18 protein-coding genes are annotated in these 26,435 nt (G+C 73.7%); 12 read left to right on the top strand and 6 right to left on the bottom strand.

Features of this window, described 5'->3' with window-relative positions; all coding sequences use genetic code 11:
* Window positions 1-13 precede the first annotated feature (13 nt).
* The 7 genes from APR04_RS09990 to menC are packed head-to-tail and all read left to right on the top strand — an operon-like array spanning window position 14 to window position 10,872.
* Window positions 14-1,630, top strand: a complete 1,617-nt coding sequence (locus APR04_RS09990; protein WP_253869630.1) for an ABC transporter substrate-binding protein — start codon at window positions 14-16, stop codon at window positions 1,628-1,630.
* Window positions 1,631-1,643: 13 nt separating this feature from the next.
* Window positions 1,644-2,642 (top strand): ABC transporter permease, encoded by a 999-nt coding sequence (locus APR04_RS09985; protein ID WP_253869628.1) that lies wholly within the window; start codon window positions 1,644-1,646, stop codon window positions 2,640-2,642.
* Window positions 2,642-4,597: a dipeptide/oligopeptide/nickel ABC transporter permease/ATP-binding protein gene (locus APR04_RS09980; protein WP_253869627.1), complete on the top strand. Its 1,956-nt coding sequence runs from the start codon at window positions 2,642-2,644 to the stop codon at window positions 4,595-4,597. Before APR04_RS09985 ends, APR04_RS09980 begins: the two co-directional genes overlap by 1 nt.
* Window positions 4,594-5,412 carry an ABC transporter ATP-binding protein gene (locus APR04_RS09975; protein WP_253869626.1) on the top strand — a complete coding sequence of 273 codons (819 nt, stop codon included), beginning with the start codon at window positions 4,594-4,596 and terminating at the stop codon, window positions 5,410-5,412. The genes APR04_RS09980 and APR04_RS09975 overlap by 4 nt, the downstream gene beginning before the upstream one ends.
* Window positions 5,409-8,894, top strand: coding sequence for a serine hydrolase (locus APR04_RS09970; protein ID WP_253869625.1), 3,486 nt, complete (start codon window positions 5,409-5,411; stop codon window positions 8,892-8,894). The genes APR04_RS09975 and APR04_RS09970 overlap by 4 nt, the downstream gene beginning before the upstream one ends.
* Window positions 8,891-9,736, top strand: a complete 846-nt coding sequence (locus APR04_RS09965) for a GNAT family N-acetyltransferase (protein ID WP_253869624.1) — start codon at window positions 8,891-8,893, stop codon at window positions 9,734-9,736. The genes APR04_RS09970 and APR04_RS09965 overlap by 4 nt, the downstream gene beginning before the upstream one ends.
* Window positions 9,733-10,872, top strand: coding sequence for an o-succinylbenzoate synthase (menC, locus tag APR04_RS09960; RefSeq protein ID WP_253869623.1), 1,140 nt, complete (start codon window positions 9,733-9,735; stop codon window positions 10,870-10,872). The genes APR04_RS09965 and menC overlap by 4 nt, the downstream gene beginning before the upstream one ends.
* A gap of 400 nt (window positions 10,873-11,272) precedes the next feature.
* On the opposite strand, the gene APR04_RS09955 is transcribed toward menC, so the two are convergent.
* Both APR04_RS09955 and APR04_RS09950 read right to left on the bottom strand, forming a co-directional pair.
* Entirely contained in the window at window positions 11,273-12,925 is a 1,653-nt protein-coding gene (locus tag APR04_RS09955) for a PucR family transcriptional regulator (protein ID WP_253869622.1), read from the bottom strand.
* 17 nt (window positions 12,926-12,942) lie between these two features.
* Window positions 12,943-13,992, bottom strand: a complete 1,050-nt coding sequence (locus tag APR04_RS09950) for a HoxN/HupN/NixA family nickel/cobalt transporter (RefSeq protein WP_253869621.1) — start codon at window positions 13,990-13,992, stop codon at window positions 12,943-12,945.
* Between the two features lie 172 nt (window positions 13,993-14,164).
* On the opposite strand from APR04_RS09950, the gene APR04_RS09945 reads away from it, so the two are divergent.
* The 4 genes from APR04_RS09945 (at window position 14,165) to APR04_RS09930 (ending at window position 19,156) form a co-directional block, all read left to right on the top strand.
* Entirely contained in the window at window positions 14,165-14,926 is a 762-nt protein-coding gene (locus APR04_RS09945; protein WP_253869619.1) for an SDR family NAD(P)-dependent oxidoreductase, read from the top strand.
* 152 nt (window positions 14,927-15,078) lie between these two features.
* Entirely contained in the window at window positions 15,079-17,139 is a 2,061-nt protein-coding gene (locus tag APR04_RS09940; RefSeq protein ID WP_253869618.1) for a serine hydrolase domain-containing protein, read from the top strand.
* A 2-nt stretch (window positions 17,140-17,141) separates the two neighbouring features.
* Window positions 17,142-18,491: a sensor histidine kinase gene (locus APR04_RS09935; protein WP_253869617.1), complete on the top strand. Its 1,350-nt coding sequence runs from the start codon at window positions 17,142-17,144 to the stop codon at window positions 18,489-18,491.
* Window positions 18,488-19,156, top strand: coding sequence for a response regulator (locus tag APR04_RS09930; RefSeq protein ID WP_253869615.1), 669 nt, complete (start codon window positions 18,488-18,490; stop codon window positions 19,154-19,156). The genes APR04_RS09935 and APR04_RS09930 overlap by 4 nt, the downstream gene beginning before the upstream one ends.
* Here APR04_RS09930 and APR04_RS09925 read toward each other — a convergent pair.
* Window positions 19,132-20,628: a flavin-containing monooxygenase gene (locus tag APR04_RS09925; protein WP_253869613.1), complete on the bottom strand. Its 1,497-nt coding sequence runs from the start codon at window positions 20,626-20,628 to the stop codon at window positions 19,132-19,134. The two genes, APR04_RS09930 and APR04_RS09925, sit on opposite strands and share 25 nt — an antisense overlap.
* Window positions 20,625-23,051, bottom strand: coding sequence for a 7,8-didemethyl-8-hydroxy-5-deazariboflavin synthase CofG (gene cofG, locus APR04_RS09920; RefSeq protein WP_253869610.1), 2,427 nt, complete (start codon window positions 23,049-23,051; stop codon window positions 20,625-20,627). Before cofG ends, APR04_RS09925 begins: the two co-directional genes overlap by 4 nt.
* 242 nt (window positions 23,052-23,293) lie before the next feature.
* On the opposite strand from cofG, the gene APR04_RS09915 reads away from it, so the two are divergent.
* On the top strand, window positions 23,294-24,568 hold the full coding sequence (locus tag APR04_RS09915) for a cellulase family glycosylhydrolase (protein WP_253869608.1): 1,275 nt from the start codon (window positions 23,294-23,296) through the stop codon (window positions 24,566-24,568).
* Between the two features lie 613 nt (window positions 24,569-25,181).
* On the opposite strand, the gene APR04_RS09910 is transcribed toward APR04_RS09915, so the two are convergent.
* Both APR04_RS09910 and APR04_RS09905 read right to left on the bottom strand, forming a co-directional pair.
* Window positions 25,182-25,676: a hypothetical protein gene (locus APR04_RS09910; protein ID WP_253869606.1), complete on the bottom strand. Its 495-nt coding sequence runs from the start codon at window positions 25,674-25,676 to the stop codon at window positions 25,182-25,184.
* A gap of 44 nt (window positions 25,677-25,720) precedes the next feature.
* Window positions 25,721-26,434 carry an ABC transporter ATP-binding protein gene (locus tag APR04_RS09905; protein ID WP_253869604.1) on the bottom strand — a complete coding sequence of 238 codons (714 nt, stop codon included), beginning with the start codon at window positions 26,432-26,434 and terminating at the stop codon, window positions 25,721-25,723.
* Between the last annotated feature and the right edge of the window lies 1 nt (window position 26,435).

Here is a 26,435-nt window from a genome sequence, read left to right as displayed (position 1 = left end):
GAGAGGGACTCCCGTGAACCCCCTGACCGCCCCGCCCGGACGGGCCGTGCGCCCCGCGGCGCTGCTGCTCGTGCTCGCCCTGACCTCGACCGCCCTCGCCGCCTGCTCCGGAGGTGGCGACGACGCCGCGTCCGGCGGCGGTCACGCCTCCGACGGGACGTTCACGCTCGCCCTGGCGACCGACCCGGGCAACCTGGACCCGCACGCGTCCGCCACCAGCTCGGTGCTGGGCATGAGCCGGCTCGCGTACGACACGATCGTCGCGGTGGATCCGGAGTCCACCGAGGTGGTCCCGTCGCTGGCCGCCGAGTGGTCCGTGGACGGCACGACCGCGACCTTCACCCTGCGCGACGACGTGACGTGTGCCGACGGTTCCGCGTTCACGGCCGAGACCGCGGCGGCGAACATCGAGCACGTGGCCGACCCGGCCAACGAGAGCCCGTACCTCGGCGCGTTCCTCCCGGCGGGGGTCACGGCGTCGGCCGACGGCGACACGCTCACCCTCGAGCTCGCGGGCCCCGCTCCGTTCCTGCTGGAGGGCCTGTCGAGCCTGGCCATGGTCTGCGACTCCGGCCTGGCGGACCGCGACACGCTCGCCGCGGGTACTGCGGGCACCGGGCCGTTCGTGCTCGACGAGGCCGTGCCGGACGACCACTACACCTACTCGGTCCGCGAGGGGTACACGTGGGGCCCGGACGGCGCCACCACGACGGAGCCGGGCACGCCGGCCACGGTGAACGTGCGGATCGTCGCCAACGAGACGACGTCGGCCAACCTGCTGCTCTCGGGCGAGGTCAACGCCGTGCAGGTGATCGGCCCGGACACGGAGCGGCTCGAGGCGGCCGGCCTCTACTCCGCCGAGTCCGCCGGGCTGCTCGGGGAGCAGTGGTACAACCACGCAGAGGGCCACGTCACGGCCGACCCGGCCGTCCGCGCTGCCCTGGCGCAGGCGCTCGACCTGACCGAGCTGCGGCAGGTGCTCACGTCCGGCAAGGGGAGCCCGCCGACCACGCTCGCCACGGTGAGCCCGGCCGCGTGCACCGGCGACTCGATCACCGCTGCCCTGCCCGAGCACGACCCGGCGGCAGCGGCCACCACCCTCGACGACGCCGGGTGGACCCTGGGCGACGACGGCGTGCGGGCCAAGGACGGCAAGCCGCTGACCATCGCGTTCCTGCACGACACCGCGCTCGGCACGGGTGGCGCGTCAGCCGCAGAGCTGGCGACGGCGGCGTGGACGGACCTGGGCGTCGACGTCGACGTGACGGGCAAGAACACGACCGAGCTGTCCGAGATCCTGTTCGGCACCGGCGCGTGGGACGTCGCCTGGGAGCCCATCAACGTCAGCAGCCCGGACCAGCTCGTCGGCTTCCTGTCCGGGCCGTCGGTCGCGGACGGCGGCACCAACTTCGCGGCCATCGACAACGCGGACTACGCGGCCGCCGTCGGCGAGGCGACGACCATGCAGGGAGCAGAGGGCTGCGACACCTGGCTGGCTGGGGAGACCGCGCTGGTCGAGGCCACCGACGTCACGCCGTTCGCCAACAGCCTCGTCAAGATCTACGGCAACGGCGCGGAGTTCCTCAGCACCGGGTCCATCGTGCCCACCAGCATCCGCGTGCTGAGCTGACGGCGAGCTGCCGATGCCGCTGACGACCCCGACGCCGACGGCCGCCCCGCCCGCCGGGCTCGCCCCCCACCGCTGGCTGCGCTTCGCCGTGCGCCGGTCGGGGCGGCTGCTGGTGTCCCTGTGGGTGCTCGTCACCGCCGCGTTCCTGATGATCCACCTGGTGCCCGGCGATCCCGTGCGCGCCTCCCTCGGCCCCACCGCGTCGGCGGAGCTGGTGGCGGCGCGGCGCGAGTCGCTCGGCCTGGACCAGCCGCTGTGGGTGCAGTACGCCACCTACCTGCGCGACCTCCTGACCGGTGACCTCGGCACCTCGTTCGGCTCCCAGCTGCCCGTCGCCGACACCATCGCGCAGCGCCTGCCCGCCACGGCCACCCTCGCCCTGCTCGCCTTCCTCGTCGCCGTGCTCGTCGCCGTCCCGGTCGGGGTGGCGGTTGCCGTCGCCACCCGGCGCGGCAGGGCGCCGCGCACCGAGCTCGGCTTCGCGAGCACCAGCGTGTTCCTCGCGACCATCCCCGACTTCCTGCTCGCCGTCGCGCTCGTGTGGGTCTTCGGCGTCACGCTGGGCTGGCTGCCCATCGCGGGGCAGGACGGCGCGGCCTCGTTCGTCCTGCCCGTCCTGGCCCTCGCCGTGGGACCCGCCGCCGTCCTGGCCCGCATCGTGCGCGTCGAGATGCTCGCGGTGCTCGAGACCGACTACGTCCGCACCGCACGCGCCAAGCGCCTGCCCCCTGCGGCGGTCCACCTGGGCCACGCGCTGCCGAACGCCGTCACCGCGAGCCTCACGCTGGGCGGTCTGCTCCTCGGCCAGCTCGTGGCGGGCACGGTCCTGGTCGAGAGCGTCTTCGCCTGGCCGGGCCTCGGCAGCACCGTCGTCGAGTCCATCCTCGCCAAGGACTACCCCCTGGTCCAGGGCACGGTGCTGGTCTACGGCGTCGGCGTGCTGGTCGTGAACACCATGGTCGACGTGGCGCTCGCCGTCCTCGACCCCCGCTCGACCATCGGGGAGAGCTGATGCCCGCCCGCCTGCCCGCGCCCACCCGGCGTCCGGCGTCCGCCCGCCTCCCGGCCATCCTGCGCACCCCGCTCGGCGTGACCGGCGCCGCCCTGCTCGCGCTCGTCCTGGTGACCGCCGTGCTGGCCCCGCTCCTGTGGGGCGACGCCGCCGAGGCAGTCGACACCGCCGCCATGCTCCAGGGACCGTCCGCCGACCACTGGGCCGGCACCGACAACCTGGGCCGCGACCTGCTGTTCCGCACCCTGGTGGCGACCCGCCTCTCGGTGGCGCTCGCGCTCGCCGCCACGGCGCTCGCCGTCACCGTCGGCCTGCTCCTCGGCACGGCCTCCCTGCTCCTCGGACCCCGGGCGGGCCGCCTCGTCACCGCAGGGGTGAACATCGCGGTCGCCTTCCCCGGCCTGCTGCTCGCGCTCTCCTTCGCCGTGATCTTCGGCGTGGGGCAGGTCGGGTCGGTGCTCGCCATCGGGCTCTCCGGCGCGCCGGCCTTCGCCCGCCTGTGCCAGACCCTCGTCGCAGGGGTCGCCACCCGGGACTACCTCGCCGCGGCCCGGCTCGCCGGCGTCGGGCGCCTGCGGATCCTGCTGCGGCACGTGCTGCCCGACGTCGGCGGGCCGCTCGTGGTGAACGTGACCATCGGGGCGGGCGGCGCCCTGCTCTCGTTCGCCGGGCTGTCCTTCCTCGGGCTCGGGGTCCAGGCCCCCGCCTACGACTGGGGCCGCCTCATGCAGGACGGCCTCGACCGCATCTACCTCGACCCGCTCGCCGCGCTCCTGCCCGGGTTCGCCGTCGTCGTCGCGGGTCTCGCCTTCAACCTCACCGGCGAGGCCGTGGCGCGCACGTTCAGCATCGACTCGATCAGCGGCGTCTCCCTCCTGGCCGGCGGCGCCCTGCGCACCCGGCGGCGGCCCGACGCCGGTGGCCTGCCCGGGCAGGACGCCACGCCGTCCGCCGACGTACCGCTCGACGCAGGGCCCGACCTCGTGCTCGACGTCGCCGACCTGGTCGTCACCGTGCCGACGCCGGCCGGCCGGGTGCGGCCGGTGCGCGGCGTGACGTTCCAGGTGGCGCGCGGCGAGGCGGTCGGCGTGGTGGGGGAGTCCGGGTCGGGCAAGACGCTCACCGCGCTCGCCGTCGCCCGGCTGCTCGAGCCGCCCACGACGGTGACGGCGCGGCGCCTGTCGTTCCAGGGCAGGGACCTGCTGACCGGCGACCACCGCACCCTGCTCGGCACCGAGCTGGCGATGGTCTTCCAGGACCCGGCGTCGTCGTTCAACCCGGTGCGCCGCATGGGCGGCCAGCTCGCCGAGGGCGCGCGACACCACCTGGGGCTGAGCCGCCGGCAGGCGCGGGACCGCGCCGTCGACCGCCTGCGCTCGGTGCGGATCGGTGACCCGGACCGGCGGGCCGGCCAGTACCCGCACGAGTTCTCCGGCGGCATGCGCCAGCGGGCCATGATCGGGCTGGGGCTGATGGGCAGCCCCGCCCTGATCGTCGCCGACGAGCCCACCACGGCCCTTGACGTCACCGTGCAGCGCCAGGTGCTCGACCTGCTGGCCGAGGTGCGTGAGCGCGACGCGGTCGCGCTGCTGCTGATCAGCCACGACGTGTCGGTGGTGGCCGACGTCTGCGACCGTGTCCTGGTGATGTACGCGGGACGCGTGGTCGAGGACCTGCCGGCCGCCGGGCTGGCGACGAGCGCCCGCCATCCCTACACGCGGGCGCTCGTCGCCGCCGTCCCCCACCTGGAGACGGACCTGGACCGTCCCCTCGCCGTGATCCCCGGGCGGCCCGTCGACCCCGCCGACCTGGCGGCCGGGTGCCCGTTCGCGCCCCGCTGCCCCCTGGCCGACGCCCGGTGCCGCGCGGAGGACCCCGAGCTGGTCGACGGCGTGGCCTGCTGGCGCCCCGGCGAGGACCTGCCGAGCGCTGTCCCCGAGGAGGCGACCGCATGAGCGAGCTGCGCTTCGACGACGTGACGGTCCGCTACGGCACCGGCCGCCGGGCCACGACGGCCGTGGACGGGGTCAGCCTCGTCGTACCGCCCGGCGAGATCGTCGGCCTGGTCGGCGAGTCCGGCTCGGGCAAGTCGACGCTCGCGCGCGCCGCCGTCGGCCTGGTCCCCGTGCACGGCGGCCGGGTCCTGCTCGACGGCGAGCCGGTGGCCGGACGCCGCCGGGCCGCCGGCCCGAGCCCGGTGCAGCTGGTCTTCCAGGACCCGGCCTCCTCGCTGGACCCGCGCATGACCGTGGGGGAGAGCGTCGCGGAGGCGGTCCCCCGCGAGCGCGGAACGTCCCGGCGGTCCGCGGCTGTCCGGGCCGAGGTGGAGCGGCTGCTCACGCTGGTGCACCTGGACCCCGACCGGGCCGGGGCCCGCCCCGGCCAGCTCTCCGGCGGTCAGCGGCAGCGGGTGGCGATCGCTCGCGCCCTGGCCGCCCGGCCGCGCGTCGTCGTCGCCGACGAGATCACGTCCGCCCTCGACGTCTCCATCCAGGGCGCGGTGCTCAACCTGGTCCGCGAGCTCCAGCGGGACCTCGGCCTGTCCATCCTCTTCATCTCCCACGACCTCGCCGTCGTGCGGTACGTCGCCGGCCAGGTGGCGGTGCTGCACCGCGGCCGGGTCGTCGAGCAGGGCGAGACCGCCCAGGTGCTCGGCGACCCGCGGCACGACTACACGCGCAGCCTGCTGGCGGCCGTACCCCGGCCGCCGGCCGGCAGCCTGACCACGAGCACCATCGATTCCACCCGGACCACAAGGAGAACGACGTGACCCGTCACCTCACCCTCGAGGACCTGCCCTCGATCGCAGTCCCGTCCCAGCCGGCGCTCGCTCCGGACGGTGCGCTCGCGTACGTGGTGCGCACCCTGGACGCGGAGGCGGACACCACCGTGCACAGCCTCTGGCTCGCGCGAGCGGGCGGCGCCGAGCCGCGCCGGCTCACGCACGGCCGCGCGGACACGTCGCCCGCCTGGTCGCCCGACGGCGGCACGCTCGCGTTCCTGCGTGCGAGCACCGACCCGGACGGCCCGGCGCAGCTGTGGACGCTGCCCGCGGCGGGCGGCGAGGCCACCGCCGTCACCGACCTGCCGCTCGGCGCGGGCGCGCCCGTGTGGAGCCCGGACGGCGCGCGGATCGCGTTCGTCGCGCCGGTCGACCCGGCGGGGTCGGACCCGGTCCGGCCCCTGGTCGCGGACGGGCTCGGGTACGCCGTCGACGGCGCCGGGCTGCTGCCGACCGCGCGGATGCAGGCGCACGTGGTGGAGGTCTCGACGGGCTCGGGCGGCTCGACGGGCTCGGCCGGCGGCGGGCTGGGCTCCGTCCGGCAGGTCACTCACGGCAACGCCCACGTGGGCGCCGTCGGCTGGCACCCGGACGGCGTGACCCTCGCGTTCACGGCGCGCCCCGCCGGTGCGTCCGACCTGGACCCGGTCGCCGCCGTGCACACGGTGGACGTCACCGACCCCAAGGCAGCGGCCGTCCTGGTCGCGCTCGCCGACGGCCTGGCAGGCAGCGTCTCGTTCACCCCGGACGGGAAGCACCTCCTGGTGGTGGGCTACCCGGGCGCGCCGCGTGGGCACGCGGGCCTGCTCCGGGTGCCGCTCGACGACGGCGGGCGGGCCGCCGGTGTGCCGGTCGACCTGGCCGCTCCGCTCGACCGCAACGTGATGGCGGGTGCGCCCGCCTACCCGGGCGCCGCGCCGGTGGTGGTGGGCGACGACGTGCTGTTCTGCGTGCGCGACCACGGCTGCACCCACCTCTACTCGGTGCCACTCGCTGGCGGCGGGGTCCCACGGCTCGTGCTGGGTGGCGCGGGCCGGGTGGTCTCCGGGCTCTCCGTCGCGGACGGCACTGCCGCCGTCGTGCTCACCACGCCCGACTCGTTCGGCGAGGTGGTGACCGTCACCCTCGGGGAGGGGGACCGCGAGACCACCGTGACGAGCCTCGGCACCTCGCTCGGTGACGCCGTCGGGTACGTGCGCGAGGAGCGCTGGTTCGAGATCTCTGACGGCACCCGGGTGCAGGCGTGGCTCTGCCACGCCCCGCAGGACGACGCCGGAACCGGACCCGGTCCCCGCCCGCTGTACGTGGACATCCACGGCGGCCCGCACAACGCCTGGAACGGCGCCGCCGACGAGATGCACCTGTACCACCACGACCTGGTGGCCCGCGGCTGGGGCGTGCTGCTCGTCAACCCGCGGGGGAGCGACGGCTACGGCGCCGGGTTCTACGACGCCGTGTTCGGCAGCTGGGGCACCGCGGACGCCAAGGACTTCCTGGAGCCGGTCGACGCCCTGGTGGCCGAGGGGTTCGCGGACCCGTACCGGCTCGCCGTCGGCGGCTACAGCTACGGCGGGTTCATGACCTGCTACCTCACCGCCCACGACGACCGGTTCGCCGCGGCGGTGGCGGGCGGGGTGGTGGCCGACCTGTCCAGCATGGCCGGCACGTCGGACGAGGCGCACTTCATGAGCGAGCACGAGCTCGGGGCGTTCCCCTGGGGCGCCGACGCCGCCCGCCTGGCCGAGATGTCGCCGTTCACGCGGGTGGACCAGGTCTCCACCCCGACCCTCGTGCTGCACGGCGGTGACGACCTGCGCTGCCCGGTGGGTCAGGCGCAGCAGTGGCACACCGCTCTGCGTGAGCGCGGGGTGCCCACGCGGCTCGTGCTCTACCCGGGCGGCAGCCACATCTTCCCGCTCGCGGGCCGCCCGTCGCACCGCCTGGACTTCGGCCGCCGGATCGTCGCGTGGCTCGACCAGCACGTGCTCGACGGCGACCGCGCGCGCCCGGCGATCGACGTCGCGCACTGGGAGCGGCGCCTGACCGCTCTCGCGGAGAAGCACGACGTGCCGGGTGCGCAGCTCGGCATCCTCCGGGTGGGCGGGGGCGGGCGTCCGGACGATCTGGTCCAGGCGGCGACCGGCGTGCTGAACCTGGCCACGGGTCAGCCTGCCGGCGTGGACTCGATCTTCCAGATCGGGTCCATCAGCAAGGTGTGGACCGCGACCGTGGTCATGATCCTGGTGGACGAGGGAGCGTTCACCCTGGACACGCCCGTGGCCACGATCCTGCCGGGCTTCGGGCTGTCGAGCCCTGAGGTGACGGCCCGCGTGACCGTGCGGCACCTGCTCACGCACACCAGCGGCATCGACGGCGACATCTTCACCGACACCGGCCGCGGCGACGACGCCATCGAGAAGTACGTGGCGCTGCTCGCCGACGCCCCGCAGAACCACCCGCTCGGCGTCACCTGGTCCTACTGCAACTCCGGGTTCTCGGTGCTCGGCCGGATCATCGAGCAGGTCACCGGCAAGACCTGGGACGCGGCGATGCGGGAGAAGCTGTTCGGCCCGCTCGGCCTGCCGCGCACCGTCACCTTGCCGGAGGAGGCGCTGCTGCACGGCGCCGCCGTCGGGCACGTGGAGGTGGGCGGTGAGCAGCACGTCGCACCCGTGTGGGGCCTGCCGCGACCGGTGGGACCGGCGGGGCTCATCACGGCGCCGGTCGCCGACGTCCTCGCGTTCGCGCGCCTGCACCTGACCGGCGGCACGACCGCGGACGGCACCCGCCTGCTGTCGGCGCAGAGCACGGCGGACATGGCGGAGCTGCACGCCGACCTGCCCGACAAGTACTCGCTCGGCGACTCCTGGGGCCTGGGCTGGATCCGGTTCGGGTGGGACGGTCGCCGGCTGATCGGGCACGACGGCAACACGATCGGGCAGGCGGCGTTCCTGCGGGTGCTGCCGGACGACGGGCTCGCCGTCACGCTGCTCGCCAACGGCGGCAACACGCGCGACCTGTACGAGGAGCTCTACCGGGAGATCTTCGCCGAGCTGGCGGACGTCGAGATGCCCAGGTCGCTCGCGCCGCCTGCGGTACCCGTCACCACGGACATCACGCCGTACCTCGGCACCTACCGGCGGGAGTCGGTGCGCATGGACGTGCTCGACGGCGACTCCGGTCCCCGGCTGCGCACCGAGCTGCTCGGTCCGCTGGCCGAGCTGCAGGAGGAGCCGGTCGAGGAGTACCCGCTGGTCGCGGTCTCGGAAGGCCTCTACCTCGTGCGCCCCGAGGGGATGCAGACCTGGGCGCCGGTCACGTTCTACTCCCTGGCGACCGGTGAGGAATACCTCCACTTCGGCGCCCGGGCCACGCCGAAGGCCGCCGTCGCGGAGCCGGTCCCCGAGGCGGCGGCGCGGGAGGCCGTGCCGGAGGCGGTGCCGGGAGCCGTTCCGGAGGTCGCGCGGTGAGCGACCCGTTCACCGTGCAGGCTGCCCGGGACGCCGAGGCGGCGGCCCGGGCAGCCGGGGTCACGGTCCGCGAGGTGTCGGGCCTGGCCGAGCTGGCCGCCGTCGGCGACCTGTTCACGACGATCTGGGGCAAGCCGTCGGTCTCCACGGAGCTGTTGCGAGCGTTCAGCAAGACGCAGAGCTATGTGGGCGGCGCGTTCCGCGACGGCGTGCTGGTCGGCGCGTGCGTGGCGTTCCACGCGGCGCCGGGGCAGCGCTCCCTGCACAGCCACATCGCCGGAGTGACGCCGGGAACCGGCGGCCAAGGCGTCGGCTTCGCGCTCAAGGTGCACCAGCGGGCCTGGGCGCTCGCCCTGGGCGTGGACGAGATCGCCTGGACGTACGACCCGCTGGTGGCGCGCAACGCGCACTTCAACATCAACAAGCTCGCTGGCCGGCCCGCCGAGTACCTGACGAACTTCTACGGGCCCATGTCCGACGCCATCAACGGCGGCGAGGACACCGACCGGGTGCTGGTCCGCTGGGACCTGCGGGCACCGGCGGTGGCCGCCGCGTGCGGTCCCGGCGGTGCCGGCGGTGCCGGCGGTGCCGGCGGTTCCAGCAAGGCCGGCGCGGCGGGCGGCGTCGTGCCGGTCGCCGTCGTGCCGGTGCCACCGGACATCGAGAGCCTGCGCGTGGCGGACCCGGCAGCCGCCCACGAGTGGCGGCTGCGCGTGCGAGAGAGCCTGGGGCCGTACCTGGCCGGTGGGTCCGCCGCTACGGCAGGCTCAGGACACGGCGTCGGCTACGACCGCGAGCGCGGCTACCTGATCCACACCCCGACCGAAGGAGAGCACCCGTGAAGCTGCAGGGAGTCGAGCTGCGCAGGATCACCATGCCGCTCGTAGCACCGTTCCGGACGTCGTTCGGCACGGAGCACGAGCGCGACATCCTCCTGCTGCGCGCCGTGACCGACGGCGCGGAGGGCTGGGGCGAGTGCGTCGCCATGGCCGAGCCCCTCTACTCCTCGGAGTACGTGGACGCCGCCGCCGACGTGCTGCGCCGGTTCCTCCTCCCGGCCCTGGCCCGACGTCAGGCTTCCGCTCGTCGGCCGGGCGGCGCGGGTGGCCTCGCCGCCACCGACGTCGGTCAGGCGCTCGCGCCGGTCAAGGGGCACCGCATGGCCAAGGCGGCCCTGGAGATGGCCGTGCTCGACGCCGAGCTGCGCACCCTGGGCCGGTCGTTCGCCGGCGAGCTCGGCGCTGTCGTCCACCGGGTGCCGAGCGGCGTGTCCGTCGGCATCCACGACACGGTCCCCGCGCTGCTCGACGCCGTCGACGGCTACCTCACCGAGGGGTACGTGCGGATCAAGCTGAAGATCGAGCCCGGCTGGGACCTCGAGCCCGTGCGGGCCGTGCGGGAGCGGTTCGGCGACGACGTGCTGCTGCAGGTCGACGCCAACACCGCCTACACCCTTGGCGACGCCCGCCACCTCGCCCGGCTCGACCCGTTCGACCTGCTGCTGATCGAGCAGCCGCTCGAGGAGGAGGACGTGCTGGGCCACGCCGAGCTCGCCCGACGCATCACGACACCGGTGTGCCTGGACGAGTCGATCGTCTCGGCGCAGACCGCCGCCGCCGCGATCACGCTGGGCGCCTGCTCGATCATCAACATCAAGCCCGGCCGCGTCGGCGGGTACCTGGAGGCGCGGCGCATCCACGACCTCGCCGTCGCGCACGGCGTGGCCGTCTGGTGCGGCGGCATGCTGGAGACCGGGCTCGGCCGTGCGGCCAACGCGGCGCTCGCGGCCCTGCCGGGGTTCACGCTGCCGGGCGACATCTCGGGGTCCGGCCGGTTCTACCGCACCGACATCACCGAGCCGTTCGTGCTCGACGACGGCCACATCGCCGTGCCGGCAGGCCCGGGCCTCGGCGTGACGCCGCTCCCGGACCTGCTCGACGAGTTCACCACCGCGACGGAATGGGTGCCGCTGGGTTAGCTTGCGATGTGCGGCGGACGGGTCCCCGACCTGTTCCTCTTGCTCGGGTGCCGAACCGCAACGTACGCGTCCGGTTGCTGTTGCTCTGACGCCGAACCGCAACCTGCGCGTCGAGTTGCCGTTGCTCGGGTGCCGAACCGCAACCTGATGGTCTAGGCGGTCGCCGAGCCGAAGGTTGCTGGTCCATGAGCGCCCCGGTCGACCAACAACCATCGGTTCGACGTTCCCGACGACGCGCACCTTGCGGTTCGGCGCCGCCGCCTGCGGTGATGGACACGTACCTTGCGGTTCGGCGGGGCCGTTGCCGCCGACGACGAGGAACTTGCGGTTCGGCGCACGAACTCCCAGTGCTGTCCCGGACCACCTCCAGCTGGCCGCCCAGTGCCATCGCCCAGCGCCATCATCCTGTGCCGTCACCCGGTGCCAGCACCCGGAGCTGGAGCATCACACCGAACCGCGCCTCCGGGTCGTCCAGGTCGATCCCGCCGACCTGGGCCACCCGGCGCAACCGGTAGCGGAACGTGTTGGGGTGGACGAACTCCGCCCCGGCCGCCGCCGTCACGTCCCCGAAGGCGTCCAGCCAGGCTCGCAAGGTCGCGACCAGGCCGGCGCCGTGCTCGGCGTCGTAGTCGACGAGCCTGGCCAGCGGCCCCGCGATCGTGTCCCCGCGGGCCGCGACCACATCGCGTAGCTCCAGGACCAGCGACGCCGCCTGGACGTCGGCGAACCGGGCCACCCTGGGCCCGCCGGTACCCCGCGGGTCGCCCACGCGCAGCACCCGCAGCACCCGGTCGACCACCTCTCGGGACCGAGCCACACCGCCGGCGCTCGGTGCGACGGGCCCAACGGCTGCCACGGCGGCGGTCCGCCGGCCCACCTTCTCGACGAACGCCCGCGCTATGCGCTCGGCCCGTTCCTCGCCGTCGGACCCGGACGGCAGCAGCCCGTACGCGACGTCGCCGATCAGCGCCACCGCGGACGCCGGGTGCGCGGACTGCAGGTGCAGCGCGAACGCGTCGGACAGCCGCTCGCGCTCGCTCGCCTCGACGACGTCGCCGGCGACGGACCGCTCGCCGTCGTCGGGCCGGGCCGTGACCCCGAGCACGACCACCGCCTGACTGCCCAGCCCGAGCCGTTCGAGCGCCTCGCGGGCACCGGGACCGCCCTCCAGCGCGGTGCTCAGCAGATCGGTGCGGATCCGCCGCCGCACGTCGGAACCCGCGCGCACCCGCAGCAGGTGCAGTGCCGTCAGCTTCGCGGCGTCGCGGAGCGAGGCGATGCGCCGGTCGTCGAGCGGAGCCTCCATGGCAGCCCAGATGGACCCGAGCACCTCGTCGCCCGCGCGCACCGCGATGGCTACGCGCGGCATCGTCAGGCCCGCGTACCCGATGGGCAGCGGATCCACCCGGACGGGGTCCGAGCTGCGGTACAGGTCGCGGAACACTCCCCGCTCGGTGAGCATCCGCGCGTAGCGCTCGGGCACCCGGCGGCCCAGGACGGTCTCGACGCGCGAGTCGTCGGCCTCGTCCTGCCGCACGGAGAACGCGAGCACGCGCGAGCTGCGGTCCTCGATGGTCACCGGCGCGTCCAGCAGCGCGGCGACGGCGTTCGCCACGGCGAACAGGTCGCCCGACGGCAGCCCGCCCAGGGACTCGGCGTCGTCCACGCCCACGTCGCCCTCGGCCAGGACGGTCCGCAGCAGCGCAGCGAGCTGGGCCCACGTCGCGCCGCGGCTCAGGCCCAGCAGCGCTACGCCGCTCGCGTCGGCGGCGTCCAGCACGGCGGCCGCTGCCGGAACCGGCTCCCGCACGACCAGCCCCGTCGCGCCGTGCTCGCCCAGGTGGCGCAGCAGCGCCACGAGGTCGTCCGGGGCGGCCAGGCCCACGCCCAGGACCAGCGCATGCGGCGGGTACACGGCCTCGTCGAGCGGGTCGTGGATCACCAGGCCGCCCACCTCGCGCTCGGCGTCGGGTCCTCCGCGCACGACGTCGAGCAGGGTGGCTCCGAGGTCGTCGAGCACCCTGCCGAGGCTCGCCCGTGGCCGCCGGCTCATGTCCGGAGGATAGGCGCTCAGACCGTCGGCCCACTGCTCCGCCGGGGAGAGCTGAGGAAGATCCCCACGCTCCAGGCCACCAGTAGCACCACGGTGAGCACGATCCCGAAGGGCTCGAGGCGAACGGAGGCTCCCGGGATCCAGCCGAGCCACGGGGCGTGCTCGACGGCGACCTGCACCAGCGTCACCGTGCCGATCCCCAGCGCGGCCAACGCGGACACACCCGTGACGACGACGTCGTAGCGCACCCGGGTGCGCCCCTGCCCGGTGGCTCCGGTGGCTCCGGTGGCCCTGCCGGTCTCGGCGTGCGTGTAGACGCGCAGGGCCACCGCCCCCTGAGCCGAGTCCAGCATCGACATCCCCGCGGCGAAGAGCACCGCGAGCGGCAGGGTCGAGTACCACGCGACCTGACCGAGGGCGGCCGACGCCGTGATCGCCAGCAGGCCGATCTCCGTGGCCGTGTCGAACCCGAGCCCGAACACCAGCCCCACGACGTACATCCGGGCCGGCTTCTCCGTGGACCACCCGAACCGGCGCAGCAACCAGGTGACCGGCCCACCGGCGTGCTGGTGCGGGTGCCTGCGCAGCGCGTGGCGCAGCATGACGATGTTGACCGCGGCGATGGCCAGGAGGAACGTCCCGGAGACGAGCGGCCCCCAGACGCCCGTGGCCCTGCGCAGCGGTGACGACTCGTCGCCGAGCATCGGCGCCAGGGCGTGCACACCGAGCGCGAGGAGCAGGGCGGCGGCGAGCACCACCGTCGAGTGTCCCAGCGAGAACCAGAGCCCGACGCCGCGTGCGTCCCGGTTCGCGCGAACCAGCCTGCGCGTCGTGTTGTCGATGGTCGCGATGTGGTCGGCGTCGAACGCGTGCCGGAGCCCGAGCGCATAGGCCGCCAGCCCCATGGCCACCGTGATCGCCCCGGTGCCGCCAGCCACAAGCAGGGCGGCGGCCAGGCCACCGATCCCGGCCACGTGGAGCGCGACGATGACGGGGACGGCCACGCTCCGGCCCTCGGGTCGGGGCGCAAGGTTCGGGTGCCGATCGCTCGGCGTGCCGTGGGCCATACGTCCTCCGGGAGCTCGTCAGGTCGACGCTACCGCCGGCGTCCCACCGGCGCTCTGCCGCGGCGCCAGGAGCGCCCGGCACGACGACGCCCGCAGGTGACCGAGCCCGTCGCGGGTTAGAACTGAGGGGACGGCGCGCGCCGTCGGACCAGAGCGCCGAGGAGTGAGCAGCATGACGACGGGAAACAGGTTCCAGGGCAAGGCAGCGATCGTCACGGGCGGCGGCAGCGGTATCGGTGCGGAGATCTCCCGGCAGCTCGCCGCCGATGGCGCCTCCGTCGTGGTCACCGACATCAAGCTCGACAGCGCGCAGCAGGTGGTCGACGAGATCACCGCCGCCGACGGCGCAGCGGTGGCCTTCGAGCAGGACACCACCGACCCCGACCAGTCGCGCGCCGCCGTCGACCTCGCCGTCGAGCAGTACGGGGCGCTGCACCTCGCCGTGAACAACGCGGGCATCGGCGCACCACCCGCCAAGATCGGTGACTACGACATCGAGGCATGGGACCGCGTGCGGGCGGTCGACCTCGACGGCGTCTTCTACGGCCTGCGCTACCAGCTCCCCGCCATGGTGGCGGCAGGCGGCGGCGCCATCGTGAACATGGCCTCGGTGCTCGGCTCCGTGGGCATCGCGGAGAACGCGGCGTACGTGACCAGCAAGCACGCGCTCGTCGGGCTGACCAAGGTGGCCGCGCTCGAGTACACGGAGCAGGGCGTTCGGACCAACGCCGTCGGCCCAGGGTTCATCGACACCCCGCTCGTACGGTCCTCGCTGAGCGCGGAGGCGCTCACCGCGCTCGAGAACGAGCACGCCGCCAAGCGGCTCGGGACGGACAAGGAGGTCGCGGCGCTGACGCTCTTCCTCCTCAGTGACGAGGCGTCCTTCGTCTCCGGCAGCTATCACCTGGTCGACGGCGGCTACGCGGCCCACTGACTCGTCGCGGTGGGCCCGCCTCCGCCAAAGGTCGTAGGTGAAGTGCGTGCTCGCGGCCGATGTGGCCCAGCGGGTATCTCGACAGGCTTGGGTCGTCCGGAAGAAAGCCTCCGGACCAGCCCGAACACCTGCCGAGCGCGAGGAGCGCGACGATGTACTCGTCCATTGACCACACACCCGCCGAGCGGTCGGAACACCGCCCGCAGAGCCGCCCGAGGCAGCCCGGCCGACGTGGTCTCGCGGCGCTCGCGACCCTCGGCATGCTCGCCGTGACCGTCGCGGCCGGCGCCCCGAGCGCGGCTGCCGCCGAGTCGAGCACCATCGAGCCGGCGCCGGCCCCGCCCATCTTCGCCCCGGCCGGCGAGCACACCCTGAACCGGACCGACGTCGACGCCTGGCTCGACGGCATGCTGCCCGCCGCGCTGGAGAGCGCAGGCATCGCCGGCGGCGTCGTCACCGTCGTCGACGACGGCAAGGTGGTCACCACCCGCGGCTACGGCCACTCCGACACCGGCACGACGGGCGGCGAGGCCGTCCTGATCGACCCGGAGAGCACGCTGTTCCGCCCCGGTTCGGTATCGAAGCTGTTCACCGCCACCGCCGCGATGCAGCTCGTCGAGAGCGGCGACGTCGACCTGGACACCGACATCGGCGAGTACCTCGACTTCGAGGTGCCGCGGAACTTCGACGAGCCGATGACGCTGCGGCACCTGCTCACCCATACCGCGGGCTTCGAGGAGCGGATCGGCGGCATCATCGGCTCGGGCGACGTCTCGCCGGTACTTCGTGACAGCCTCGTCGAGGAGCCGCCGGAGCAGATCTACGAGCCGGGTACCGTCCCCGCCTACTCCAACTACGGCAACGCGCTGGCCGGCTACATCGTCGAGCACGTCAGCGGCGTGCCGTTCGAGGAGTACGTCGAGCGCAACATCTTCGAGCCGACCGGGATGACGTCGTCGACCTTCGAGCAGCCGCTGCCCGACGCGCTGAGCGACCGGATCTCGCAGGGGTACGACACGTCGGCGGGGGGCCCCGGGCCGTTCGAGATCGTCGGGTCATCGCCTGCCGGGGCGCTGACCGCCTCGGCGCCCGACATGGCACGCTTCATGCTGGCCCAGCTGGGCGAGCCGGGCGCTGGATCGCTCCTCGAGCCCGCGACGCTCGAGCTCATGCACACTCCGGCGCTCGACGAGAGCTCCCTCGGCAACCTGGCGGCGGCCCCGCGGATGGCGCTCGGGTTCTTCGACGAGAGCCGCAACGGGCACCGGATCGTCGGCCACGGCGGCGACACCAACTACTTCCACTCGCACCTGCAGATCTACCCGGAGGAGCGCACAGGGATCTTCGTCTCGTTCAACAGCACCGGCGCCACCGGCTACGCCACGCTCGAGCTGCGCAGGGCCGTGCTGGAGGGCTTCACGGACCGCTACTTCCCCGCGGACACCGCTCCGGCGGCCGGCACCGTCGACGAGGCGACGACCAAGGAGCACGCGGCCATCGCCGAGGGCAGCTACGTCGCCTCCCGCAGCATGCACAGCACGTTCCTCGCGGCGCTCGACGCCTTCAGCGTTACTCAGGTCACCGCGCGGGACGACGGCCGTCTGCTGCTCACCCCCGGTCCCGCCAGCGCGTCACCCGCCCTGTACGAGGAGGTGGAGCCCTGGGTCTGGCGTGAGGTCGGCGGTCAGCGCACCATCGCCATGCGGGTCGCCGACGGCGAGGTCGAGGCCATCGGGTACGAGGGTGCCTTCGCCCTCCTCCCGTCCCAGCCCGAGCGGGTTCCCTCCGTGGTGCTCCCGGTGCTCGGGGTGTCTGCGCTGATCCTGCTCGTGACGGCCGTCGCATGGCCGGTCGGTGCGATCGTCCGGCGCGTACGGCACCGGTCCCTCCCCGAGGGCACCGGGCGCGTGACCCGGATCCTCGCGAAGGTCGGTGTGGTCTCCGCGGTGCTGGCCCTGGCAGGCTGGACCGTCACCGTCATGACCGTGATGAACCTGGTGGACGTCTCCGAGTTCTCGCTGCGCCAGAACCAGGTGCTGCAGGGGATCGGCGTGCTCGGGCTGGTCCCGGCCGTGCTGCAGCTCGTCGGCGCCGTCCGGCACCGGCACGGCTGGCGCCGCATCCTCGGCCTGGCGCTCGTGGTGCTGGCCCTGGCGGGGACCGCCTGGCTCGCCTTCGAGCTCCGGCTGCTCGCGCCGTCTGTATCGTACTGACGATGCTCACGACGGACGGCCCCGCGGTGTTCGACGACGTAACCGTCCCGCCGCGTACGAGCCGGCTCGGCTCGATGCTCGATCGGCTCGGCGTGACCGGGCGGCTCGCGCAGGACGGCCTGCTGGCCGCTCTGGTCATGCTCGTGACGGCCGGCATGATGGCAGTGCTCTTCGAGATCGTGCTCGCGATCGAGGGTGTCGAGATCGGCTCGGCGCAGGGCGTCGTGCTCGCGGTCGTCTCGTGCGCCCAGGCGCTGCCGCTCGTCGTGCGCCGGGTCCGGCCGCTCCTCTGCCTTGGCCTCGTCGTCGCGTGCCAGGTCGCCATCATCGCGGCGACTCCGCCCGAGATGTCGAACGGCGGCATACCGCAGTTCATCGCCGCCTACACCGTCGGAACGCTCCTGCCGCCCCGCCGCGCCGTCGCGATCACCAGCGCGGCGGTCGCGGTGGGAGTGTTCGCGGCACTCGTGGTCAGCGCGGCTGCGGGTGTCAGCCCTCTGCTGCCCGTCGCCGTCAACCTCTTCCAGGGCCTGGTCGCGTACGTCGTCGGGGCGCTGGTCGGTGGCGCGGTGGCGACCCGCCGCAGCTACGTCGACCTGCTCCGGCTGCGAGCGGCAGACCTGGTGCGGACGCAGCAGGCGACCACCCGGGCGGCCATCGTCGCCGAGCGGTCCCGGATGGCCCGGGAGCTGCACGACGTCGCCGCGCACCACCTGTCCGGCCTGGTCGTGCAGGCGGCCGCCGTCGAGCGGCAGATCGACAGCGACCCGGCGGCAGCGAAGAAGGGCACCGCGTGGATCCGGGGTCAGGGCAAGGAGACGCTCGACAGCCTCCGCCTGATCGTCGGGGTGCTCCGCGAGCGCCCGAGCGTGGAGGACGACGGGCACGACGCGCCGCCGCCCGGGCTCGCGGCGCTCGACGGCCTGCTGCGGACGGCCCGCACGCTGGGTACCACCGTGGACCTGGTCCGTGCGGGCAGGCCTCGCGAGCTCGCCCCTATCGCGGACGCCGCGTTCTACCGGGTGGCCCAGGAGTCGCTGTCGAACGCGCGTCAGCACGCCCCCGGCGCGGCGTTGCGGATGGCGGTGCGGTTCGGCGAGCGGGAGGTGTCGCTCGAGGTGGTCAACGAGCCGGTCGTCGACGGCACGCCGACGGACTCGACGCGCCGGGGTATGGGGCTGATCGGGATGGGGGAGCGGGCGCAGCTGGTCGGCGCCACGCTCACGACCGGCGTCACGCCGTCCGGCGGATGGCGGGTCCTGCTGACGCTGCCGCTCCACCACGAGCCCGGGAGTACGGTGTCGCAGGGTGCTGCGGACACGCCCGCGCTCACCGAAGGAGGACAGGGATGATCAGGGTCATGCTCGTCGACGACCAGGCGGTGGTCCGGGCGGGCTTCCGGTTCCTCCTGGAGCAGGCCGACGACATCGAGGTGGTCGCGGAGGCCTCGAACGGTCGGACGGCGGTCGAGCTCGCCCGCCGGCACAGCCCCGACGTCGTCTGCATGGACGTGCGCATGCCCGGCGGCGACGGCCTGGCCGCGACGCGCGAGATCGTGGCCGGCGGTCCTGGTGCGGCGGGCTCGACGACGCCCGTCGTGCTCGTCGTGACCACGTTCGACCTCGACGAGTACGTCTTCGGTGCGCTGGAGGCCGGGGCCGGCGGGTTCATCCTCAAGGACTGCGAGCCGGAGGAGCTGATCGACGCCGTCCGGCGGCTCGCCGACGGGCACGGCCTGATCGACCAGGCGGTGACGCACCGGGTGATCACCGAGTTCGCCCGCCGCAAGGCTCCGCCCGCCCCTGCCGTCGACGCGGCGGCGCAGCTCACGGCTCGGGAGGCCGAGATCGTGCGGCAGCTCGCCCGCGGGCTGTCGAACGCGGAGATCGCGAAGGAGCTCGTCGTGGAGACGAGCACCGTGAAGTCGCACCTCGGCCGGGCGATGGCCAAGGTGGGCACGCGGGACCGGGTGCAGACGGTGGTCTGGGCCTATCAGAACGGCCTTGCCTCGGGCTGACCCGCCGCGTGCCCCGCAGCGCGGGCGAACGGGGCCGGGTCGAACCGGGCGAACCGCCCGCGGTATTCCGCCGCCCGGCCCGGCCAGAGCAGCGTGAGCCGCCCCGAGCGCTCGTCCACGTACCAGCTGCGGCACCCGCCGCGCAGCCACACGGTGTCGGCGGCCCGCCGGTCGATCTCCCGCGTGTACGCGGCCTCGGCCGCAGCGGACACCTCCAGCGGGCCGCCGACCCGGTCCAGGTGGTCGAGCGCGCCGAGCACGTAGTCGATCTGCGCCTCGATCACCTCGAGGGCGGAGTGGTGGCCGAGCCCCGCGTTGGGGCCGTCCAGCACGAACAGGTTCGGGAACCCGTGCACGACCGTCGACGCGTGGCTGGTCATGCCGTCGGCCCAGTGGTCGGCGAGCAGCTGCCCGTCGCGGCCCGCCACCAGGTGCGCGAACGGCGGACGCGTGGTCTCGAACCCCGTGGCGAGCACCAGGACGTCCACCTCGTACCGCGCGCCGGACGCCGCGACCAGCACCGAGCCATCGACCGAGACCGGCGCGCTCGCCTCCAGCGTGACGTGCGGCTGCTGGAGCGCCGGGTACCAGTCGTCGCTGAACAGCGCACGCTTGCAGCCCACCGCGTAGTCAGGGGTGAGCAGCGCCCGCAGTGCCGGGTCCGGCACCTGGGCGCGCAGGTGCGCCTCCGCGCGCTCGCGCAGCTCGGCCTCCGCCGGGGAGCCCGCCAGGCGTGCGGCGAACAGCCGGTCGGCCTCCTCCGCGAGCGCCGCCCGGTCCGGCCGGGGCTCGCCGGGCGCGTACGCCCGGTCGCCGCGCGGCAGCACCCACGGCGGCGTGCGCTGCAGCACGACGACGGACGCCGCGCGGCGCGCCAGCTCGGGCACGAGCTGGACGGCGCTGGCACCCGTGCCGACCACGCCGACCCGCAGTCCTGCGGGCAGGTCCCGGTCCCACCGGGCGGAGTGGAACACGCGGCCAGGGAAGCCGCCGAGCCCCGGGAGGTCGGGTACGCGCGGCTCGCTGAGCCGGCCGACGGCCGTCACCAGCGCCCGGGCGGTCAGCGGGCCACGGGACGTCGTCAGGTGCCACGCCGCCTCGTCGTCGTGCCAGCGGGCGCCCGTGAGCGCGGTGCCGAGGCGCAGGTGCGGGGCCAGCCCCTCGGCCCGTGCGACGTCCTGGACGTACCGGTGGATCTCGGCGCCCGGCGCGAACACGCGCGACCAGGCCGGCTGGGGCAGGAAGGAGTAGGAGTACAGGGCGCTCGGGATGTCGCACGCGACGCCCGGGTACACGTTGTCGCGCCAGGTCCCGCCGACGTCGTCGGCCCGCTCCAGGACCGCGAAGCCGGTGCGCCCGGCGCGCCGGAGCCGTGCCCCGAGGCCGACCCCGGCGAGGCCTGCGCCCACGACGGCCACGTCCACGTCGGTTGGTGCGGCCGCGGCCGTCCGCTGGTCCGCCGTGCCCGTCACCCCACCTGCTCGTACGTGGTCGTGCGCTGCCGTACGGGCCGGCCCAGCTCGGCGGCGAGCCGCGTCACGTCCGCGACCGTCAGCTCGCGGCCCTGCTCGGGTCCGGCGTCCGGGTCCAGGGCGCCGTCGAGCAGCACTCCGCCCAGGTCGTCGGCGCCGCCCGCGAGAACGAGCTGCGCCCCGCGCATCCCGAGCTTGGTCCAGGCGGCCTGGACGTGGTCGATCCGCCCGGCGAGCAGCAGCCGGGTCACGGCGTGCAGGGCGCGGCTCTCGCGCAGGGTCGCGACGCGTGCGCCGGGGACCGGTACCGGCGACTCCGTCGGTAGCCACGGCATCGGGATCAGCTCGGTGAAACCGCCGGTCGCGTCCTGTACGCGGGCCAGCGTGCGGAGGTGCCGCACCTGGTCGCGCGCCGACTCGACGTGTCCGTACACGATCGTCGCGGTGGACCGCAGGCCTGCCGTGTGGGCGGCGGTCACGAGCCCGACCCAGTGTTCCGCCGGGATGTCGGTCCCGCCCGTGAGCAGGTCCCGGACCCGGTCGTCGAGGATGCGGGCGCCCGTGCCCGGCACGGTGTCGACGCCGGCCTCGCGCAGCGCCGTGAGCCAGTCGGCCAGGGACAGGCCGGCGCGGGCGGCGCCGTCGGCCAGCTCGGCCGGGCGGAAGGCGTGCAGGTGCAGGCCGGGGCCGCCCAGCTTCACGGCCCGGGCCAGGTCGAGGTAGCCGTCCGGTCCCGAGGCGGTCGGGGGCACGCCCTGCACGCACACCTCGGTGGCACCGAGGGCTACCGCCTCCGCCGCCAGCTCCGCGACCCGCTCGGGCGGGAGGCCCAGCGACGCGTCGATGTTCCGGTTGACCGCGTAGGTGACCGCGTCACCGACCCGCTCGTGGCGCACCTGGTCCGCGAGCGCCGAGAGCTGTTCGAGGTCGGAGCCGCGCGCACCGAGCAGCTCGACCCACGCGCCGTCGTCCAGGCCCGCCGGGTCGGTCTCGGCGTCGGCGAGCAGCCCGCCCAGCCTGCCCGACGGCGTCGTCCCGCCCGGGTGCACCGGGCCGGCCGGGTCGTGGTGCGCCCGCGTGCCCACGGCCGCCGTCGGCTCCGGGCCCGGGCGGGGGATCGAGGCCGGGAACTCGCCCAGCAGGGCGTCGTGGCGGGCCAGGCCGTAGTCGTCGGCAAGGGCCAGGACCCGGTCGCGGAGGCGGTCGTCGAGCCAGTCCGCGCCGTCGCGGGCTTCGCGCAGGTAGTGCGGGTGGGCGGTGAGGCGCTCGCGCAGCGTGTACCCGCCCTCGCCGGTCAGGCGCGTCAGGTCCTCGATCTGCGGCCAGGGCCGCTCGGGGTTCACGTGGTCCGGAGTCAGCGGGCTGACGCCGCCCCAGTCGTCGATGCCTGCGCGGACCAGGAGCTGGAGCTCGGCGGCGTCGGTCAGGTTGGGCGGTGCCTGCACACGCATCCCCGGGCCGAGCAGCACCCGCGTCACGGCGACGGCGGCCGCGTACTCCTGGGTGTCCAGGTCGACGGCGCCCATCATGGCCGTCGCCGACTTCGCGCGGAAGTTCTGGACGATCACCTCCTGCACGTGACCGTGCCGGGCGTGCGCGTCGCGCAGCGCCAGGACCGAGTCCACTCGCTCGGCGTAGTTCTCGCCGATGCCGAGCAGGATGCCCGTGGTGAACGGGATGCGGGAGCGGCCGGCGTCCTCGATCACGCGCAGCCGCAGGGCCGGGTCCTTGTCGGGGGAGCCGAAGTGCGCCTGCCCCTTCTCCGTCCACAGCCGGGACGACGTGGTCTCCAGCATCATCCCCATCGAGGGGCCGACCGGCTTGAGCCGCTGGAGCTCGGCCCACGACATGACGCCGGGGTTGAGGTGCGGCAGCAGGCCTGTCTCGTCCAGGATCAGGCGGGCCATGTGGCCCACGTAGTCGAGGGTCGAGTCGTAGCCGTGGTCGTCGAGCCACTGCCGGGCCACCGGCCAGCGGTTCTCCGGGCGGTCGCCGAGGGTGAGCAGGGCCTCCTTGCAGCCCAGCGCCGCACCCTGGGCGGCGACCTCCAGGACGGCGTCGGCCTCCATGTACGGCGAGATGCCCGCCTTGGCGAGCTTGCCGGGCGACTGGACGAAGATGCAGTAGTGGCACCGGTCCTGGCACAGGTGCGTCAGCGGCACGAACACCTTGCGCGAGTACGTGATGACGCCGGGCCGGCCGGCCTCCGTCAGGCCGGTGTCGCGCATCGCGCCGGCGACCGCGAGGAGCCGGTCCAGGTCCGCGCCGCGCGCGTGCAGCAGCACCTCGGCGTCGGCCCGGTCGGGTGTGCTGCCGCCGGCGACCTCCAGGCGGTCGATGGCCGCGTCCAGAACCGGACGGTCCGGGGCCTGCGGCTGGTCAGCGCCCTGCGAGGGCGTGCGAAGGGTCAGCGGAACGGTCATGGGCCCACCTCGATTGCAGGAACCGGATCGGGATGGTCCGGAGGGGACGGGCCGACACTATGTCATTCCGCGACAGCTTCCGCGGCGCTGATCAGCGCACGTGTGCGGTGTGGCCATCGACACGGTGTGGGAATCCCCGATGCCCCGCGACGACGCGTCTTGCTAGCGTCCGTGCGACCAGCAGGTGGGCGACGCCGCCACGACCTGCCACGGCTCCGTCCACGAACTGAGGTGGTCTCATCATGGTCCTCCGCCGCGCACCGATCATCGTTGCTCTCGTCACTGCCGCGATGCTGGCGATGGGAGCTGCCCTCGTCCCGGTCCTGCCGGCCACGGCCTTCGCCGCCGAGTGCTCCGCACCTGCCTGGGCAGAGGGCACGAGCTACCGAGCGGGCGAACAGGTCACCCACGAGGGGAGCGGCTACACCGCGACCATGGCGCACACCGCGCACCCGGGCGCCGGGTGGGACCCGGCCTCGACGCCCACGCTCTGGACGCACGACGGCACGTGCGACGGCGGGCCGGCTCCTGACCCGACACCTGAGCCAGAGCCAGAGCCTGAGCCGGGAGCGGGCACCCCGGTCGCGGCCAACGGTCAGCTCAGTGTCTGCGGCGTCAACCTGTGCAACGAGCACGGCAGCCAGATCCAGCTGCGCGGGATGAGCACGCACGGTACCCAGTGGTACTCGCAGTGCGTCACCGACGCCTCGCTCGACACCCTCGCGTACGACTGGAACGCGGACGTCATGCGCATCTCCACCTACGTGCAGGAGGGCGGCTACGAGACCGACCCGGCGCGGTTCACGGCCCTGGTGAACGAGTACATCGACATGCTCACGGCGCGCGGGATGTACGCCATCGTCGACTGGCACATGCTCGACCCGGGCGACCCCAGCTACAACCTGGAGCGCGCCAAGACGTTCTTCACCGCCATCGCCGAGCGGAACAGCGGCAAGAACAACATCATCTACGAGGTCGCGAACGAGCCCAACAGCGGCGAGATTCCCGGTTCGGTACCGTGGCCGGAGATCAAGAGCTACCACGAGCAGATCCTCCCGGTCGTCCGGGCGCAGGACCCGGACGCCGTCGTCCTGCTGGGTACGCCCGGATGGTCCTCGCTGGGTGTCTCGGACGGGTCGGACGAGTCCGAGGTCGTGAACAACCCGGTCGACGCATCGAACGTGATGTACACGTTCCACTTCTATGCCGCGTCGCACAGGGAGCTGTACCTGGACGCGCTCTCCCGCGCCGCGGACCGGATACCCATGTTCATCACGGAGTTCGGCACCCAGGACTACGCCGGTGAGGGTACGAACGACTTCGCCATGTCGCAGCGGTACCTCGACCTGGCGGAGTCGAAGAAGATCAGCTGGGTGAACTGGAACTTCTCGGACGACCACCGGTCCGGCGCGGTCTTCACGGAGGGGACCTGCAACAGCGGATCCTTCGGCACCGGGAACCTCAAGGAAGCCGGTACCTGGATCCGCGACCAGATCCGGACGCCGGACGACTTCTAGGTGTGGTCGCGTGCCGGCCGCGGTGCGCGCCGCCGAACCGCAAGATGCGTGTCCTGGTGGGCGGCTGGGGGGGTGCCGAACCGCAAGTTGTGTGTCTCGGAGCGACCCCGCGTGTGCCGAACCGCAACCAGTGTGTCCTCGCGGGGCGGCAGCCGAAGGTTACGAGCCGATTCAGGGGCCGTTGCACGTGTTGCTTGCGGCTCGGCACCGTCGGTGACTCGTAACGCGCGGTTCGGCGCCGCTGCGGGGTGTCGAACCGCAACTTGTGTGTCCGGGTGGGTGGCTGCGGGGTGCCGAACCGCAACTTGTCCGTCCTCGTGGGGCGCCAGCCGAAGGTTGCGAGTCCATTCAGGGGCCGGAGCACGTGTTGCCTGCGGTTCGGCGCCGCCGGTGGCTCGCAACGTGCGGTTCGGCACCGTCAGTGACTCGTAACGTGCGGTTCGGCAGCCACGGCGTCGACCTGGACTTCTGCCCCAGGTACTCGACGCCGAACGCACCATGGTGCACATCGCCCGGATCGTCGCGGGCGGTGTACCGGGAGAGCATCCGGCGACGGCGCTCCAGGTCCGCGCCGTCCTTGCCGGCCGGTACCGGTCGGGGCGGGGTGTTGCTGCTACCACAGGCCTCGCTGGGCGGCGACGGCAACCACGAACAAGGCGACCGGAACAACTCTGGAGACGACGGTCAGGCGAAACAGCACGCCGCAGAGAACCATTGCAGCTGCTGAGAGGAGCAGCGGCCAACAGTCGAGCAGCAATTCCTCGAAAACCATCCCGTTGGCCTGGCGATCGCTGTCGATCCCCGTCCCGGAGAACTCGGAGATGATCCACGACGTCGACACGGCTGAGATCATCAGCATCCAGCCGGCAAGCGGCTGTCGTGAGCGGTGCGCGCCCGGCGCAGACGCTGGGTCGAGTCGCAGTCCGGGAGCGATCAGCTGCGACGTGACAACGACAACAGAAGCGATGACCGGAAATCCGAGAGCACTCGTGTTTGCCAACAGAGGGGCGTATCCAGATGAATCGGGAGCCACGACGAGCATCGCCACCCCCATACCTCCGGCAAGCACAGTCAGCGGGAGCCCGGCGATCAGCAGGGAGAGGTGCACGACCTCCCTCCAGAACGAGGAGTGCGCAGAATCAGGCATCCGGTTCAGGCTGTCCCGAGGTACGCGCGCACCACGTCGTCGTCGGCCAGCAGCTCGGCCGCCGGACCCGAGCGGACCACCTCGCCCGTGCGCAGCACGTAGCCGTGATCGGCGGCGCGCAGGGCGCGACGCGCGTTCTGCTCGACGAGGACCACGGTGGTGCCGGTCGCACGGATCTGCTCCACGACGCTGAACACCTCGTTCACCACGAGCGGCGCGAGGCCCATGGAGGGCTCGTCCAGGAGCAGCAGTCGCGGTTCGGCCACGAGGGCGCGCGCGATGGCGAGCATCTGCTGCTCGCCGCCGGAGAGCGTCCCGGCGGGCAGGTCACGGCGCTCGGCCAGCACCCCGAACCGCTGGTACATCTCGTCGATCGTGCGGGCCGCGCCGCGTCCGCGGTGCCAACCGCCCATCGCGAGGTTCTCGGCGACGGTCAGGGAGGCGAGGATCTGGCGGCCCTCGGGAACCTGGACCAGGCCGCGTGCCACCAGCTTGTGGGCGGGTGCGCGCGTGATGTCGGCCCCGCGGAACCGGACGCGACCCTTGTGCGGTCGCACGATGCCGGACACCGCGTTGATGATCGTCGACTTCCCGGCGCCGTTCGCGCCCACGAGCGTCACCAGCGAGCCTTCCGCCACGCTGAACGACACGTCACGCACCGCCTCGACGCGGCCGTAGCGGACCGAGAGGTTCTCGACCTCGAGCACTGGTTCGGTCATG

The sequence above is a fragment of the Promicromonospora umidemergens genome, assembly GCF_024171995.1.
Taxonomy (GTDB): domain Bacteria; phylum Actinomycetota; class Actinomycetes; order Actinomycetales; family Cellulomonadaceae; genus Promicromonospora; species Promicromonospora umidemergens.
Note: the sequence above shows the minus strand (reverse complement) of the source record. Positions and strands in the feature narration are given on the sequence as shown.

What these genes read in the sequence shown, in the direction of transcription:
- APR04_RS09985 (WP_253869628.1), top strand. Translation starts at nt 1,644, where the DNA reads ATGCCGCTGACGACCCCGACGCCGACGGCCGCCCCGCCCGCCGGGCTC.
- APR04_RS09980 (WP_253869627.1), top strand. Translation starts at nt 2,642, where the DNA reads ATGCCCGCCCGCCTGCCCGCGCCCACCCGGCGTCCGGCGTCCGCCCGC.
- APR04_RS09975 (WP_253869626.1), top strand. Translation starts at nt 4,594, where the DNA reads ATGAGCGAGCTGCGCTTCGACGACGTGACGGTCCGCTACGGCACCGGC.
- APR04_RS09955 (WP_253869622.1), bottom strand. Translation starts at nt 12,925, where the DNA reads ATGAGCCGGCGGCCACGGGCGAGCCTCGGCAGGGTGCTCGACGACCTC.
- APR04_RS09950 (WP_253869621.1), bottom strand. Translation starts at nt 13,992, where the DNA reads ATGGCCCACGGCACGCCGAGCGATCGGCACCCGAACCTTGCGCCCCGA.
- APR04_RS09945 (WP_253869619.1), top strand. Translation starts at nt 14,165, where the DNA reads ATGACGACGGGAAACAGGTTCCAGGGCAAGGCAGCGATCGTCACGGGC.
- APR04_RS09940 (WP_253869618.1), top strand. Translation starts at nt 15,079, where the DNA reads ATGTACTCGTCCATTGACCACACACCCGCCGAGCGGTCGGAACACCGC.
- APR04_RS09935 (WP_253869617.1), top strand. Translation starts at nt 17,142, where the DNA reads ATGCTCACGACGGACGGCCCCGCGGTGTTCGACGACGTAACCGTCCCG.
- APR04_RS09930 (WP_253869615.1), top strand. Translation starts at nt 18,488, where the DNA reads ATGATCAGGGTCATGCTCGTCGACGACCAGGCGGTGGTCCGGGCGGGC.
- cofG (WP_253869610.1), bottom strand. Translation starts at nt 23,051, where the DNA reads ATGACCGTTCCGCTGACCCTTCGCACGCCCTCGCAGGGCGCTGACCAG.
- APR04_RS09915 (WP_253869608.1), top strand. Translation starts at nt 23,294, where the DNA reads ATGGTCCTCCGCCGCGCACCGATCATCGTTGCTCTCGTCACTGCCGCG.
- APR04_RS09905 (WP_253869604.1), bottom strand. Translation starts at nt 26,434, where the DNA reads ATGACCGAACCAGTGCTCGAGGTCGAGAACCTCTCGGTCCGCTACGGC.